The sequence below is a fragment of the Chitinophaga oryziterrae genome (assembly GCF_009758125.1).
In the GTDB taxonomy this organism is placed as follows: Bacteria; Bacteroidota; Bacteroidia; order Chitinophagales; family Chitinophagaceae; genus Chitinophaga; species Chitinophaga oryziterrae.
The window spans coordinates 53,183-66,033 of sequence record NZ_WRXO01000008.1; the positions used below are offsets into that span (position 1 = coordinate 53,183).

At 41.8% G+C, this 12,851-nt stretch carries 15 protein-coding genes and 1 tRNA gene; 10 read left to right on the top strand and 6 right to left on the bottom strand.

All coding sequences use genetic code 11. The features are described 5' to 3' along the window. Genes GO495_RS23165 through GO495_RS23180 form a run of 4 tightly spaced genes read left to right on the top strand, consistent with a single transcriptional unit; the run spans window position 1 to window position 2,286 of the window. Complete coding sequence (locus GO495_RS23165) at window positions 1–519, top strand: YceI family protein (RefSeq protein ID WP_157302232.1); 519 nt, start codon at window positions 1–3, stop codon at window positions 517–519. Between the two features lie 29 nt (window positions 520–548). Next, window positions 549–767, top strand: coding sequence for a tautomerase family protein (locus GO495_RS23170; RefSeq protein WP_089782282.1), 219 nt, complete (start codon window positions 549–551; stop codon window positions 765–767). A gap of 1 nt (window position 768) precedes the next feature. After that, window positions 769–1,212 carry a nuclear transport factor 2 family protein gene (locus GO495_RS23175; RefSeq protein ID WP_157302234.1) on the top strand — a complete coding sequence of 148 codons (444 nt, stop codon included), beginning with the start codon at window positions 769–771 and terminating at the stop codon, window positions 1,210–1,212. A gap of 3 nt (window positions 1,213–1,215) precedes the next feature. Further along, a complete protein-coding gene (locus tag GO495_RS23180; protein WP_157302236.1) occupies window positions 1,216–2,286 on the top strand; it encodes an NAD(P)H-dependent flavin oxidoreductase in 1,071 nt (356 codons plus the stop codon). 21 nt (window positions 2,287–2,307) lie between these two features. Here GO495_RS23180 and GO495_RS23185 read toward each other — a convergent pair whose 3' ends face one another. Further along, complete coding sequence (locus tag GO495_RS23185; protein ID WP_170302714.1) at window positions 2,308–2,745, bottom strand: hypothetical protein; 438 nt, start codon at window positions 2,743–2,745, stop codon at window positions 2,308–2,310. Window positions 2,746–2,833: 88 nt separating this feature from the next. Between GO495_RS23185 and GO495_RS23190 the strand changes: the two genes are divergently transcribed. Further along, window positions 2,834–3,439: a DUF4082 domain-containing protein gene (locus GO495_RS23190; protein ID WP_157302239.1), complete on the top strand. Its 606-nt coding sequence runs from the start codon at window positions 2,834–2,836 to the stop codon at window positions 3,437–3,439. Window positions 3,440–3,490: 51 nt separating this feature from the next. Here the strand turns inward: GO495_RS23190 and GO495_RS23195 are convergent, their stop codons facing one another. After that, on the bottom strand, window positions 3,491–4,174 hold the full coding sequence (locus tag GO495_RS23195; protein ID WP_157302241.1) for a sterol desaturase family protein: 684 nt from the start codon (window positions 4,172–4,174) through the stop codon (window positions 3,491–3,493). Between the two features lie 25 nt (window positions 4,175–4,199). Beyond that, on the bottom strand, window positions 4,200–4,655 hold the full coding sequence (locus GO495_RS23200) for a hypothetical protein (RefSeq protein WP_157302243.1): 456 nt from the start codon (window positions 4,653–4,655) through the stop codon (window positions 4,200–4,202). A gap of 327 nt (window positions 4,656–4,982) precedes the next feature. On the opposite strand from GO495_RS23200, the gene GO495_RS23205 reads away from it, so the two are divergent. From GO495_RS23205 to GO495_RS23215, 3 genes are all read left to right on the top strand, one after another. Beyond that, entirely contained in the window at window positions 4,983–7,982 is a 3,000-nt protein-coding gene (locus tag GO495_RS23205) for a T9SS type A sorting domain-containing protein (RefSeq protein ID WP_157302245.1), read from the top strand. Between the two features lie 88 nt (window positions 7,983–8,070). Then, window positions 8,071–8,442 carry a nuclear transport factor 2-like protein gene (locus GO495_RS23210; RefSeq protein ID WP_157302247.1) on the top strand — a complete coding sequence of 124 codons (372 nt, stop codon included), beginning with the start codon at window positions 8,071–8,073 and terminating at the stop codon, window positions 8,440–8,442. A 144-nt stretch (window positions 8,443–8,586) separates the two neighbouring features. After that, window positions 8,587–9,366 (top strand): LamG domain-containing protein, encoded by a 780-nt coding sequence (locus GO495_RS23215; protein ID WP_157302249.1) that lies wholly within the window; start codon window positions 8,587–8,589, stop codon window positions 9,364–9,366. A 153-nt stretch (window positions 9,367–9,519) separates the two neighbouring features. Here the strand turns inward: GO495_RS23215 and GO495_RS23220 are convergent, their stop codons facing one another. Further along, complete coding sequence (locus GO495_RS23220) at window positions 9,520–9,906, bottom strand: response regulator (protein ID WP_157302251.1); 387 nt, start codon at window positions 9,904–9,906, stop codon at window positions 9,520–9,522. 184 nt (window positions 9,907–10,090) lie between these two features. Here GO495_RS23220 and GO495_RS23225 point away from each other — a divergent pair. After that, window positions 10,091–10,162: transfer RNA gene (locus GO495_RS23225), tRNA-Glu, on the top strand. A 417-nt stretch (window positions 10,163–10,579) separates the two neighbouring features. Here GO495_RS23225 and GO495_RS23230 read toward each other — a convergent pair. Continuing rightward, the gene (locus GO495_RS23230; protein ID WP_157302253.1) at window positions 10,580–10,759 is read right to left on the bottom strand and encodes a hypothetical protein; all 180 of its coding nucleotides are present in this window, start codon (window positions 10,757–10,759) and stop codon (window positions 10,580–10,582) included. 59 nt (window positions 10,760–10,818) lie between these two features. Next, entirely contained in the window at window positions 10,819–11,319 is a 501-nt protein-coding gene (locus GO495_RS23235) for a DUF6934 family protein (protein ID WP_157302255.1), read from the bottom strand. A gap of 574 nt (window positions 11,320–11,893) precedes the next feature. On the opposite strand from GO495_RS23235, the gene GO495_RS23240 reads away from it, so the two are divergent. After that, a complete protein-coding gene (locus tag GO495_RS23240) occupies window positions 11,894–12,772 on the top strand; it encodes an ADP-ribosylglycohydrolase family protein (protein ID WP_157302257.1) in 879 nt (292 codons plus the stop codon). The last annotated feature ends 79 nt before the right edge of the window (window positions 12,773–12,851 follow it).

Consider the following 12,851-nt stretch of genomic DNA (forward strand, 5'->3'; position numbering starts at 1 on the left):
ATGGGAATACAGAAATTTGCTATACTTAGCACACAAAGCAACATCGAATGGACCGGCAGAAAAATAACTGGTTCTCACAATGGGACTATCGCTATTAAAGAAGGTTTCATTAACCTGAGTAATGGTAAGCTCAATAGTGGTAAATTCATTATTGATACTACTTCCATTAAAATACTGGATGTAACCGATCCTGCTACTAATGCACAGTTTGCCGGCCATCTGGCATCTGACGACTTCTTCTCTATTGAAAAATTTCCGGAAGCTGTTCTGGACATTACGCATGTTATTGATGAACACATTGAAGGGAATCTGGTTATTAAAGGTATTAGTCAGCCTATAGGTTTTGATGCTGCCATCAATACCAATGGCGATACTTTAACCGCATCAGGTAAACTGGTGATCGATCGTACCAAATATGATATGAAGTTCCGCTCCGGTAATTTCTTCAAAGACCTGGGTGACACCCTTATCTATAACGACTTTCATCTGAATGTAAACATCACCGCAAAAGCTGTCTGACAAGACGGCTTTTGCCCAAAAACTTAGTTATGCCATACGTAAAAATCGAGGTTACACGCGAAGGTGTTACCCGCGAACAAAAACAACAACTCATTAAAGGGGTGACAGATCTTATTGTGGATGTATTAAACAAAGATCCTCACCTGACACATGTAGTTATTCAGGAAATAGAACTGGACGATTGGGGATATGCCGGAGACCAGGTATCTGTTTTAAGAGAAAAAGGGATCACTGCTAATAAGAAATAAAATGAAAACTTTATTACTAACTGCTTTGCTGACCTGCAATCTGCTGGTCTTAAAGGCACAAAAAAACACAACAATGGAAACTGATTCATTGGCGATTTCGCAAGCGCTTGAGAATTATTATTTCAAAGGAATTTATGCAGGAGATCTTGCACTCTTACATCATATCTATTATCCGGGCACCTTACTTTTCGGAGATGTCAAAGGCCAGCCTTATGCCAAGACACTTGATCAATATCTTGATGGTGTAGCACATCGTCAAAGTCCGAAAGACTCAGGAAAACCGTTTAAAGGAGAGATCTTATCCATTCGTGGGGTTAACTCCATTGCAGTAGCAGAAGTAAAAGTGAAAATGTACGAGTTTCTCTATCATGAGTTCTTATCTTTTCATAAAATCGATGGTATTTGGTTGATTGTAAATAAGATGATCTCTGACGTTAATCAATAACTCATGTGGTACAATACCAAAGCACAGGAAATACTGGGAATTGACTATCCCATCTTACAAGGCCCTTTTGGTGGTAACCTTTCCTCAGTAGAGCTGGTAACTACGGTATCCAATGCCGGAGGACTGGGTGGCTACGGGGCCTACACCTTGAGTCCGCAGGAGATCATCGATGTAGACAAGCAGATAAAAGCAGCTACAAATAAGCCTTACAATATTAATCTCTGGGTGTCAGATAATGATGGTAACACGATCACTGATGAGCAATATAACCAGGCCATACAGCTGTTCCAGCCTTACTTTGATGAAGCGGGGATTCCTTTGCCGGACAAGCCTGCTCCATTTAGTTCCCGGTTTGAAAACCAGCTGGAAGTGATCCTGGATATTCGTCCTAAGGTGTTCAGTTTTATGTTTGGAGTGCTTTCTGCTGATATCCTGGAGCAATGCCGCAGACTGGGTATCATCACTGTCGGTGCCGCCACTACATTAGATGAAGCGCTTGTATTGGAAGGGGCCGGTGTTGATATGATCATTGCTTCTGGTTTCGAAGCGGGCGGGCATCGTCCTTCGTTCTTAGCCTCTGCGGAGGCTTCTACTACGGGGACATTTGTACTGCTGCAACTGATCAGGGAGAAGGTTAAAACGCCTGTTATAGCAGCAGGAGGCATTGCCAACGGCAGAGGAGTTGCTGCTGCGCTGACACTGGGAGCAAGTGCGGCGCAGATCGGAACGGCCTTTCTGGCTTGTGATGAATCGAATACGTTGCCTATACACAGGCAAATGCTATTCTCTGAGGCGGCTAAATACACTACACTCTCCCGGGCCTTTACCGGCAGACTTGGCAGGGGCCTCACCAGCAGGATCGCAAAAGACCTGTCGGGCAAAGAATTTCTGCCGTTCCCTTTGCAAACCACCTTCATGTCTCCTCTGAGAAAAGCAGCCCTCGATCAGCAAAAATGGGATATGATATTGTTCTGGGGCGGACAGATTGCCCCTATATTAAAACACACCAAAGCGAAAGATCTGATGCAATCTTTAATTGAAGAAACAACTGATTATTTCAACGATTTAAAATGATAATTTCCTTCTTATTGGGCATTAAAGACAAACGGGAGTCCGGGGATTTGCTTTTATATTATTAAGCAAATTCTTAAATCCCTGCTCAATATTTCTTTCGGGAACATCCCCGTTTACGATTGTTTCATAAATATAATTACCGCAAGGCTTTTTATTATTTCCTTTAAAGATCCTCAGAATTAATTTCACTCTATTATCCTCTTCTGAAAGATCTCCAGTAACAAATGTGCCTGCAGAAGAATCTCCTACAACTGCATTAAACTTCCTTTCTTTGTAAAGATCGGCCAGCGCAGCTGAGTATTCCTCATTCTTTTCATTATTTACTTTAACGACTACACTGATATCCGGTGTCACGACATTCCCGGACACTTTTTTTGTTCCCTTTTTATCTGATGACGTACAGCCAAATAATAAAATACAGGTTGCTATTAACAGACTATTTCTCCTATGATTCCACATAACAATAAAGTTAACTATTAAATTCTTAAGAGAAGAGAGGTAACAATTGTTTGTATCGGTTGATATAATAAAAACAACCCCTCATATTATGAAAACGTCATTCTTACTAATAGCTTTTGTCCTGATTATACAATCCTGCACGCCTACTCCCCCTCCGGCACCAGCAGCGACGACTTACCATCCCATGGACCTGTCTATCCCCAATTTCACGAATGCGAATGGTTACCAGCAACAGAAGACGATGGACCTGAAAACACATGCATACAGCTTTACTGCCAGTCAGGCCGCAACAATTACCAAGCTGGGATATCAGCCATGGGTGGCGGGGATAACTTATAAACTTGCCTTGTGGCAGGTAGGGAATATTACCCCATTGGCGACTATTACTGTAACGCCTTCAACTATAGGCGTGATGCAGTTCTTTCCGTTATCGGCGCCTGTTGCGATTACTACCGGTAATACATATATCGTGAGCCGGATGTATCTCTCCGGTGGGCCAACCGGTTATACCAGTGATTTCGTTGGCAATGTGGCGAATATGAACGGGAACTCAGTTTATCCGTATACACAACAGGCTATTACGTTTACTGACGGATACTTTACTGATAATTTTGATCCTTTGCTGACCGGAAGTAATGTTGTTAATGCACCGAATAATACCCTGCTGCCTTTTCTGGACGTAGAGTATCAATAAAATATGGATATGGAGATGGCTTAGGGGCAGGGAGGGATCTTTGCCCCTTTCCTATTTGTAGGTTTTCAATAACCGGTCCCAGATACTGGTATAAAAACCGAAATTATATTCAACATCCTGGTGATGGTTGTGATGGAATGTAGAAGTGCCGAGGTATTTTATTACGGGTAAACTGCGAATTTTCCCTGGTAAGGGTTCTATTCCCAAATGCCCTATCATACCGAAAATGACGTTTATTACCAGGTAGATGATCATTGCATAAATGTTAAAAGGATATAGCGTTAATAGTATCAGCCATAAACCTCCGAATGCTATTGTTTCTATCGGGTGTAAGACGAATAAATCAATGGGAGATGGATCTACAGATTGATGGTGTAACTGATGCACCATTTTGAACAGAAATGTTTTGTGGATGATATAGTGAAAGATAAACATGAATAAATCCATGGCTAAAAACAGGATCAGGAAATCTGTGATGATCATCCATGAAATATTTGCAGCGATGTGAATGATGTTGTTCTTCCACATCCAGAAACCGGCATAGGTTACTATCGTATTCAGTATGTTGGTAAGCATGCAGATCCCCCACTCTCTTGCGGGATAAGAATAAGGAGCCTGATGTAACAACCGGCCAGAGAGTAATACCATCGCAGTAATCATTACATTTTCAAAGAAGAAAATGAGCCATAGTGACAGTACCGGCAGATGTAATAAATAGTTGAGCGCAGATGGCATATCCTATAAAATTAAACAATTTAGACTATCCGGGGGCCGCGCGACATATCTTTGAAACAGATGGGGTTTTATAGGGTTTATTGAGTATTAATAGTTTAGGTGACCTATTCTTCCTGATAACAGGTTTAGCCTTAATAACAGGTGCCGGTGCCGGCAGGTATTCCATTGTTAACCGGGCCATGATAACATCTTCTTTTTCTCCTGCTTTCAATAATAGTATAGCTTTACCGGTAATCTCCCGGTATATTGTATGTTTCTTTACAGGCAACTGCTGGTAGATTATAGACCCGATACGCGAAGCTGCGCTTAGCCTTACAGAACTATTACGGAAACCTTTGAACGCAGGATCTTTCTTAATTCTTTTGCCGGTGATGGAACTTTGCAGGCGTACGTAGTACTGCTCATCTTTGAGCCTGTAAACGGTAACACCGTCTTTTGTACCCGTAAAAGGAGGAGGCTTTTGCCCGCACCACCTTGCCATCGTTTGTGTCTTTTACTAAATTTACTGAATTCTTACACCATTTCCATGACAATATCTTTTGACCTTGATTAATCCCAACTGGACAGCCTTCATCCTGAATACAATAAGTGCATAGATTCGCTTTAACCCCGCACTTTCGTAAGGGTCAGACTTATACCCGGGGCCGCATCGCACGTTAAACCTGCGTAATGAACGAAGGATAAACGAAGGATGACCGAATCTATACAGTACATCCTTTCCTCTTCCCTACAATAATCCCTTACTCAATTCCGTTTAATACCAAACCTGTGGCAACCTGAACCTAATAACCATACCTTAATCCTCTACATGAAATACCCGATTTTACTATTTGCTTTATTGCTAAATGTGCTGTCCGTTAATGCAGGAGACATTGTATTACCTCCTGTATCTGCGTCTATTAAATTTACTAATCCTGTGGTAGCCAGTAATATGGCGTTTGGTACAGAGACCAATGCCAGTGGGGAAGGATACACCGAGATTACTACCGTTGATGGTGTACCCTGCCGCAAAATTCCCGCCGGGAAGTTTATGTACGTGAACTGTAACAGGTCCGCAGTTCCCAGTACAGCTAAACAGCTGATCCTTTCCATTACCTATTATGATAACAGCATGAGCTACCTCTGGTTAAACTATACCAGAACAGGTACCGGCTGGGGTGGTGCTGACTTTAAAAAGTCGAACACCAGGAAATGGATTACCCGGCTCGTTATTCTTACTGATGCAGGGTTCGATGGCTCTATGGGCTATGGCGGAGATATCAGGATGGGATTTGGCAGTGAGGATAATTATATCAAAGATATTACTGTGTATACAGGCACATTAACCCCTGATGCACAACCGATTCCGGCAAGACCATCCACTACTTCAGAGTTCATCGGAAAGTCGTACGCCGGGTATCAGTTGTGGCACGAAGCCGGAAATGAACCGAAAGACTGGAGCCATTGGGCTTATGGCAAACTGCCTTCCGCAGGAAGAGGGAACCATAATACAGAGACTTTCCCTTATATCGCTGATTATGCCAATACGAATGTGACCATGTACCCTACCAACTTCGCAAACTTAGGGAATGGTAATCCGGCGAAATTGTATAATTCTACTGATAAAGGAGTGATAGATGTACAGATGTCATTACTGCAAAAAGCAGGTTTTGATGGTGTAGCCATACAGAGGAATGCACCTGTGGGAAGAGACCTGAAATATACTTCTACAGATGATTATTATGTGAGTATCAAGAATGCCTGTGAGACTAGCGGCAGATCGTTCTATGTGATGTATTGCATGCCTGATGTGAATAACGGAGCCGCATTGTCTGCTGATCTCGTGGAAGGAATTAAGCGGGATTGGGTATACCAGATGGAACAGATCTATGCACTCACGTCTTCCGGCGCATATGCCACCGTGAATGGCAAACCTGTTGTTGAATTATGGGGATTAGGCTATTCGACGATTACAGTGGATAGAACACAGGCATTAGCGCTGGCCCAGTTTTTTAAAGACAGGGGCTGTTATGTGATTGCTGGTGTTCCGCGCGACTGGCGACTGATGGACGGTGGTTCGAGAACAGATTTTGCCGACGTTTACAAGGCATATAATATGATCTCTCCCTGGACGGTAGGTGTGTATAGCGATACCACCGGCGCCAATGATTTCAGGACAAATTACATGATTCCTGACCAGCAATATTGTACACAGAACGGGATGGCCTTTTATCCTGTAATATTCCCCGGCAGCGCCTGGTCTCAGCATGTGTCAGGATATCCGAATGATACGAAAAGGCTTGGCGGGCAGTTTCTCTGGAAGCAGGCAAAGAATATAAAGAGCTTAGGGATTAAGTCCATGTACTTCGCCATGCTGGACGAATTTGAGGAGTCTACTAATATTATCAGCTCCGCTGTTGATTATTTTGATATCCCTACAGACCAGTATTTTGGCACATTGGCCATGGATGGTGTATGGACTTCTTCTGATTATTATACCAGGCTGGCCGGTGCAGCTTCTAAGATGCTGACCAGCGCTACTACGCCGTCAGAAATACCCATCCCATATTCTAATGGGCCTCTATATTACAGGAACAGCTTCGAGAGCAGGGTCGCTAATTGTTTAATCAATGATGTAGCGACCGATATTATCTCTCCTATTGATGCCTGTTTTTATAAGAATGCGTTACTATCCGGCTCTGCGGTGAGTAATACTTCCGTGGCTATTGTAAATGAGCCCGCGTTTGCTAAAAGCGGTATTTATAGCGTAAAGATCAATGGGACTGCTGCGGGAGCAGGGAGTTATTATTATAAGATCTCTGAGACAAAGATTGCGGTAAAAGCAAACATGCAATTGAGTTTCTGGAAATATACAGTGAATGATCCGGGAAGATATACGTCGGTCGATCTGGCATTTAAGTCGGGGAAAGTGTTACGTAATCTTACAGCGTATAAAGATAATAAAGGGAATAGCATGCATCCCGGAACTGCGAGAGGTACCATAGGTGCATGGGAGAAATTTACCTGTCAGATAGGGAAAGGAGAACTGATAGGTGATGAGATCAATAGTATTATTGTTGCCTATGCCAACCCATCTTTAAGTGGCAGCTTCTCTGCTTATTTTGATGATATTATTGTTGAAGATGCCATTGATAGCAGTGTGACTACTAAAGCCCCTATAGGCAGTGTCATTTCGTTAACGAATGGTGGATTTTATGTTTCCTCTGAGAATGGCGGTGCTGCAATGAATTGTAACAGAACAAGCGTCGGCCCCTGGGAGAATTTCACGGTAGTAGATGCAGGTAATGGTACAATTGCCTTACAAGGCAATAATGGTTTGTATGTGAGCGCTACCAGCCCGATGTATTGCAACAGCAGTACGATGGTACCATTTAACTGGATTGATACAGGCAATAATGCCGTGGCTTTCCAGAGCGCAGCAGGACTATATATCTGTTCTGAGAACGGAGCCGCGTCTATGAACTGTAACAGGACTGCCATCGGTGGCTGGGAGACTTTTAACTGGAATAGTACTGTTGCAGCCAGACAGGCCGTAACAATGGTGAAAGAGGCATCAATGACAACGCTTAAAGTATATCCTAATCCAGCCAGCTCTTATGTGATTATCAGTTACGAACTGAAAACGGCAGGTGTTGTGTTGATAGAGATCGCCAATATGCACGGAGAGGTGGTGAAGACGGCGAAAGTTAATGCACAGTCGGGAGCGCAACGGTTGAATGTTACATTAAATGGCCTTACGTCTGGTATTTATATGGTGAGGATGGCTGCCAATAACAATGTAGAAACAAAGAAACTGGTCGTTTATTAATCGTCTATAGTGTCCCTTCGCATAATGTAACCCCAGGAAGCTGTCTCTTGACAGTGAGGCAGCTTCCATTTTTGTTGTAAATTTGCTGATGACTACTTTAAAAGATAATGTAAACGCTCTGAATGAGCTGATCATTAATGATGAAACTGTGAAGGCAATGGAGTTGTTCTATTCTCACGATGTGGAGATGCAGGAGAATGAGGATAAACCGAGGAAAGGGAAGGAAACGAATATAGAACATGAGAAGATGATCCTGGATACGTTTAAGATTGTGAGTACGTTGATAAACCAGGCTATTGATGAAGAAAAAAATGTAGTCTTCAGTGAGTGGGAATTGCTCATCACCAATAAGGAGACAGGCAAAACTGCCAGAAGAGTGGAAGTTTCAGTGCAGCAGTGGCATGAAGGTCTTATTGAATCAGAGAAATTTTATTATAACAGAACTCCTCAGAAAATATAGCTCCCACCCGGGAGCTTTTTTATTACCCCAACTTTTTTCTGTAAACATCAAAGTCATGCCTTTTTAAATTGTCATTATATCAGACACCTGTGCTGAGAAACCTATCCACGTCATTTTTTCACCCTTAAAATAAACCATTCTTTTATGCACAAAATCGCAATGCTGATCATCTCTTTGGCTGTTCTTTCCAGCTGTAGCAAAGAGACTGCACAAAGCACACCAACAACAACCCAGAACGAGTCTGCACGTAAAGCAGTAGCTGCTGCTTCTACTATCAGTTTCAGCGGTTATACCTGGGAAGTAAGAACTGAATCCGGTACTTCCGGTCCTGGTCCAAACTACTGGAGCAACAGTAGCAGCAATGTATGGGTAGACGCCAGCGGATACCTTCATCTGAAAATCAGGAAGGATGCATCTACCGGCAGATGGTTATGCTCTGAAGTAACAAGTACTGCTACTTTCGGATATGGTACTTACTTATGGGAAGTAGAAGGCGCGGTTGATAAACTGGACAAAAACATTGTACTGGGTCTGTTTAACTACAAAGCCGGAGATGATGGTCACCATGAAGTGGATATCGAGTTTGCACGCTGGGGTAATAATGCATGGCCTAATTACAATTACACGGTGTATCCAGCTACAGGGTCCGGCAGTGTTTCCCAGACCAATGAGCTGACACTGAATGGTACTTACACTACGCATACATTTACCCGCACCAGTTCAGCAGTATCTTTCCAGGGATATCACGGGCATACAACGGCTCCGGCTAATGCATTTTTCCCGTGGACCACTCCTGCAGGATATAATGTAAGTACGCTGGCCTTGCCTGTTCATATGAACCTGTGGTTGTTTAACGGGAACGCACCATCCAATGCAACTGAAGTAGAAATTATCATACACTCATTCAGATTTACGGCTGCGTAAAATTGAGTATCCTCAAAAAAGTAAGCATATAGCCCGCGTTGACGGGCTATATGTTTTTATAGCTACTGCGATATTGTTTCATTCGGGCACCAGACAAAGTGCGCGGTTAATATGGCGGAGATATGAAGTTAGGTAGAAGGAGCCATGCATCAACTACTCTTCCGACAGGAAGACGTAGAGTTCTTTTGCAAATTCGTGGTAGCGGTCCGGATTATCCGGTTTATCAAAATGCCTGACAGCGCCCAGTTGCTGGCATTTCTTTATATTATCATCTGCGGATGAACTGGCGAATGTAATAACAGGGATTTCCCTGAATGCTTCGCTGGTTTTGATGTAATACAGGATGTCATATCCGGGAGCAACATCAGACAGGATCAGATCGGGATAAAAGATATCCGAATCTTCCATAATGCTTTTTAGCTCCTCTCCGTTTTCTGCGATAGCCATGACATTGAATAGGCCGGAACCTTCAAAGGATTCTTTGATGAATACCTTCCCTTCTGCATCATTTTCTGCTATCAGGATGTTTAGCTTTCTCATAATAGTGCAAAGGTAACTCCTTCATTCACAAATTATAGCGCATGTTTTACACATCACATATAAGATTGATAATCAAATTTAAAAACATAGAAATCGGATAGATACATAGATGTTGTAATAAATAGCATAAATAAATTTTGAATTATTCAGTATTTCCTTACCTTTGCCATCCCAAACACGAAATGCCGCGTTGGTAAATCGGTTAATACACCTCCCTTTCACGGAGGAATGACGGGTTCGACTCCCGTACGCGGTACACGAAAAGGAACATCGAATGATGTTCCTTTTTTCATATCATGCATTATCTTATGCTATGTTCGTATGCGATAGGTTATTTTGCACTCCACCTTACAAGGCCAAAGCCATAAATTTCTTGTAGCAAAAACAATTGAATAAGGCAACCCTCCCAAGTAGGCAAATAGATATCTCATCATAATCATAATGAAACACCAGAGATCTGAAGGCGTAATCTATCCGTATCGCTGGGTCGTTGTGCATTATAATTAACAGAACATGAGGAATTAAAAGATGAGAACCTGATAGCTCATTCAGTATATGCATCTCAGCATTACGAATAGATGGCGAATAAATATTTCCATCTGAAATTCGTTAGGCAGCTTTTTCTGAAGTAAAGAAAGATGATGTATATAGGTAATTGAGAGGGAAGAGAAACTTAACGTATTTTTTTATTAATACCCTTAGGTAAACCTACTCTACTGAAAAGCTTCTTTGCAGCATTAGCTTTCTTTTCAAAAAAAGGATGTCCTTCAAATGAAGACAAGGTTGGGTCTACCGTAACTAATGGCTTAGTACCGACCTGAACAAAAATCTCTTTTTTTGCTTTACGTAACATAATACAAATTTAGTCATTTTTTTTTAATCGCTGACTGGCATATTCATTTGATAATCAGTTCAATCCTTCCTAAATCCTAAGAACGCCAGGTAGTTAATTCCTTTTTTAAGCGGTTCCCATGATTCATCTTCAAGCAATCCATACACTTCAAAAACAGGTTCAATTCCTTCCCAATGTTTGCTTATATTCATCTGATAAAGCCTGGTCCTGGCTTTATTAGTCCCTTGAATTGAAATCATTGCATCGGGGAATAAATTGGTAAAATCGTAAATAATTGATCCTACTGTCCCCATGACAACATCAACATCTTTGTTATCGCTAGTAACAGTGTCAGAAATATCACCGGTCATAGGCTCCAGATCACCAAATCCAAAATTGTAAAGATTCTCGCCAATGAGGCTAAACTTAGCAATTTTCTGTATCGCACCCTGAGGCCCATTACTAATAAAATGATAAGCCGTGAAAGTCTTATCAGCTGTATATTGATATTTATCAAGCCCAAACATAAGATGCAATATACAAAGGAAACCATTTTCAAAATCCATCATTATAAATTGCATATCAACATCATACGCATTTTAATACTAGCCTTATTAAATTGAAATCCCCCACCCAGAAGTTCGACTTTTGTCCGCCCCGCGGTACAGGAAAAGAAGGTTGCTCAAATGAGCAACCTTCTTTATTAATGAGCAGATTTTTTGTTTAAAACATTTCTTCCCAAATATCCAAATCAATTGCAGTCTCTTCCTTTTCATCATCGAAGACAATCCAACACCCACATTTCCGTACTAAAGACCACAATTAGTCAATCTCTTCCTGCGTAAGAACATGATGTCAATAATGTTTATCACCTCCATTTATAATACGCCAAAGGGCGAATTCTAAGCCCGCCATCCAAGCAGCGTAAAAACCCTCTTCAGAAATCTGACTCATTAATAAGTAGTACGATCACACAAAATTCTTCTTTAGACTGCCTCAATGAAAATATATACTTATCGTAATGGTTAGTACAAAAACCAGCGAGCTCAATCTTTCGGCACCACCATTTAAAATCATTTCGGATACCTGAAAATATTTTACTTTTGGAGAGCAATAAACACTTTCCATGTAAGTGGAAAATATACATCTGATTATATGCATGCATCCTTTCTCTATACCATGGCGCTGGGCGACAGCTATGGAATGAAATATGAATACCTGCCACACACTACCAATGCCGACCTATCTGACCTCGTACATGCGGAGCATCCTAAACTGACAGCTTATAAAAAGGGCGATTATACAGATGATACACAGATGTCACTGGCAAATATGGAACTGCTACTCGCAAAGCAATCTTTTGATATTACAGCAGAGGAATTTGTAAGCGCCTGGCTGCATACATTCAAACGTGATCCTCACGTAGGATATTCAAGACACATGCAAAAACTATTAGCAGAGTGCGAAACTCCGGCAGAGTTTGTGAGCCAGCTTGCACCTTCCAGCAGAACTACAAGCGGTGCAGCGATGCGCGCAGGTGTTTTTGGAGTGATTGAAGATATTGAAGAAATGAAACGACTGACACTGCTACAGGGTCGTATTACACATAATAACCTCGCAGGGACTACGTCTGCATTGGCAGTAGCACTGTCTGTGCATTTTTTGCATCACGGAGGTACTCGTCAGCAATTGGAAGCGTTTTTAACTGCGCAGTTAGGCGAAGGATGGGAACAAAATGGTATTGAAAATGATCCCGGAAATGCAATGATGATAGTGACACAAGCACTCTCTGCATTGAAGAATGCAAAAACGATAGCAGATGTATTTTTGAATGTGGTAAACCAAATAGAGAATTCGGATACAGATACAGTGTGTGCAATAGCCGCAATTATTGCCTCCCGTTGTACTGTTCTTGAGGATTATGTGCCGGAGACATTAAAGAAAGGATTGGAGAATGGAACATATGGAGCTGATTATCTTCGTAAGATTGATATGCAGGTAGAAGCAATATTTCCGCGGAAAATGCTTTATTAATTCCTCCATTCTTTTACCGTTTACCTCATTAGTAATTGGAATATAAGGAAAATGGGGAGGCGACCAATGCTAAAGCCGG

Bases quoted from the DNA above. Each gene is read 5' to 3' on its own strand.
- GO495_RS23190 (WP_157302239.1), top strand. From the start codon at position 2,834: ATGAAAACGTCATTCTTACTAATAGCTTTTGTCCTGATTATACAATCC.
- GO495_RS23220 (WP_157302251.1), bottom strand. From the start codon at position 9,906: ATGAGAAAGCTAAACATCCTGATAGCAGAAAATGATGCAGAAGGGAAG.
- GO495_RS23200 (WP_157302243.1), bottom strand. From the start codon at position 4,655: ATGGCAAGGTGGTGCGGGCAAAAGCCTCCTCCTTTTACGGGTACAAAA.
- GO495_RS23230 (WP_157302253.1), bottom strand. From the start codon at position 10,759: ATGTTACGTAAAGCAAAAAAAGAGATTTTTGTTCAGGTCGGTACTAAG.
- GO495_RS23180 (WP_157302236.1), top strand. From the start codon at position 1,216: ATGTGGTACAATACCAAAGCACAGGAAATACTGGGAATTGACTATCCC.
- GO495_RS23175 (WP_157302234.1), top strand. From the start codon at position 769: ATGAAAACTTTATTACTAACTGCTTTGCTGACCTGCAATCTGCTGGTC.
- GO495_RS23165 (WP_157302232.1), top strand. From the start codon at position 1: ATGGGAATACAGAAATTTGCTATACTTAGCACACAAAGCAACATCGAA.
- GO495_RS23170 (WP_089782282.1), top strand. From the start codon at position 549: ATGCCATACGTAAAAATCGAGGTTACACGCGAAGGTGTTACCCGCGAA.
- GO495_RS23210 (WP_157302247.1), top strand. From the start codon at position 8,071: ATGACTACTTTAAAAGATAATGTAAACGCTCTGAATGAGCTGATCATT.
- GO495_RS23185 (WP_170302714.1), bottom strand. From the start codon at position 2,745: ATGTGGAATCATAGGAGAAATAGTCTGTTAATAGCAACCTGTATTTTA.
- GO495_RS23195 (WP_157302241.1), bottom strand. From the start codon at position 4,174: ATGCCATCTGCGCTCAACTATTTATTACATCTGCCGGTACTGTCACTA.
- GO495_RS23205 (WP_157302245.1), top strand. From the start codon at position 4,983: ATGAAATACCCGATTTTACTATTTGCTTTATTGCTAAATGTGCTGTCC.
- GO495_RS23235 (WP_157302255.1), bottom strand. From the start codon at position 11,319: ATGCAATTTATAATGATGGATTTTGAAAATGGTTTCCTTTGTATATTG.
- GO495_RS23240 (WP_157302257.1), top strand. From the start codon at position 11,894: ATGCATGCATCCTTTCTCTATACCATGGCGCTGGGCGACAGCTATGGA.
- GO495_RS23215 (WP_157302249.1), top strand. From the start codon at position 8,587: ATGCACAAAATCGCAATGCTGATCATCTCTTTGGCTGTTCTTTCCAGC.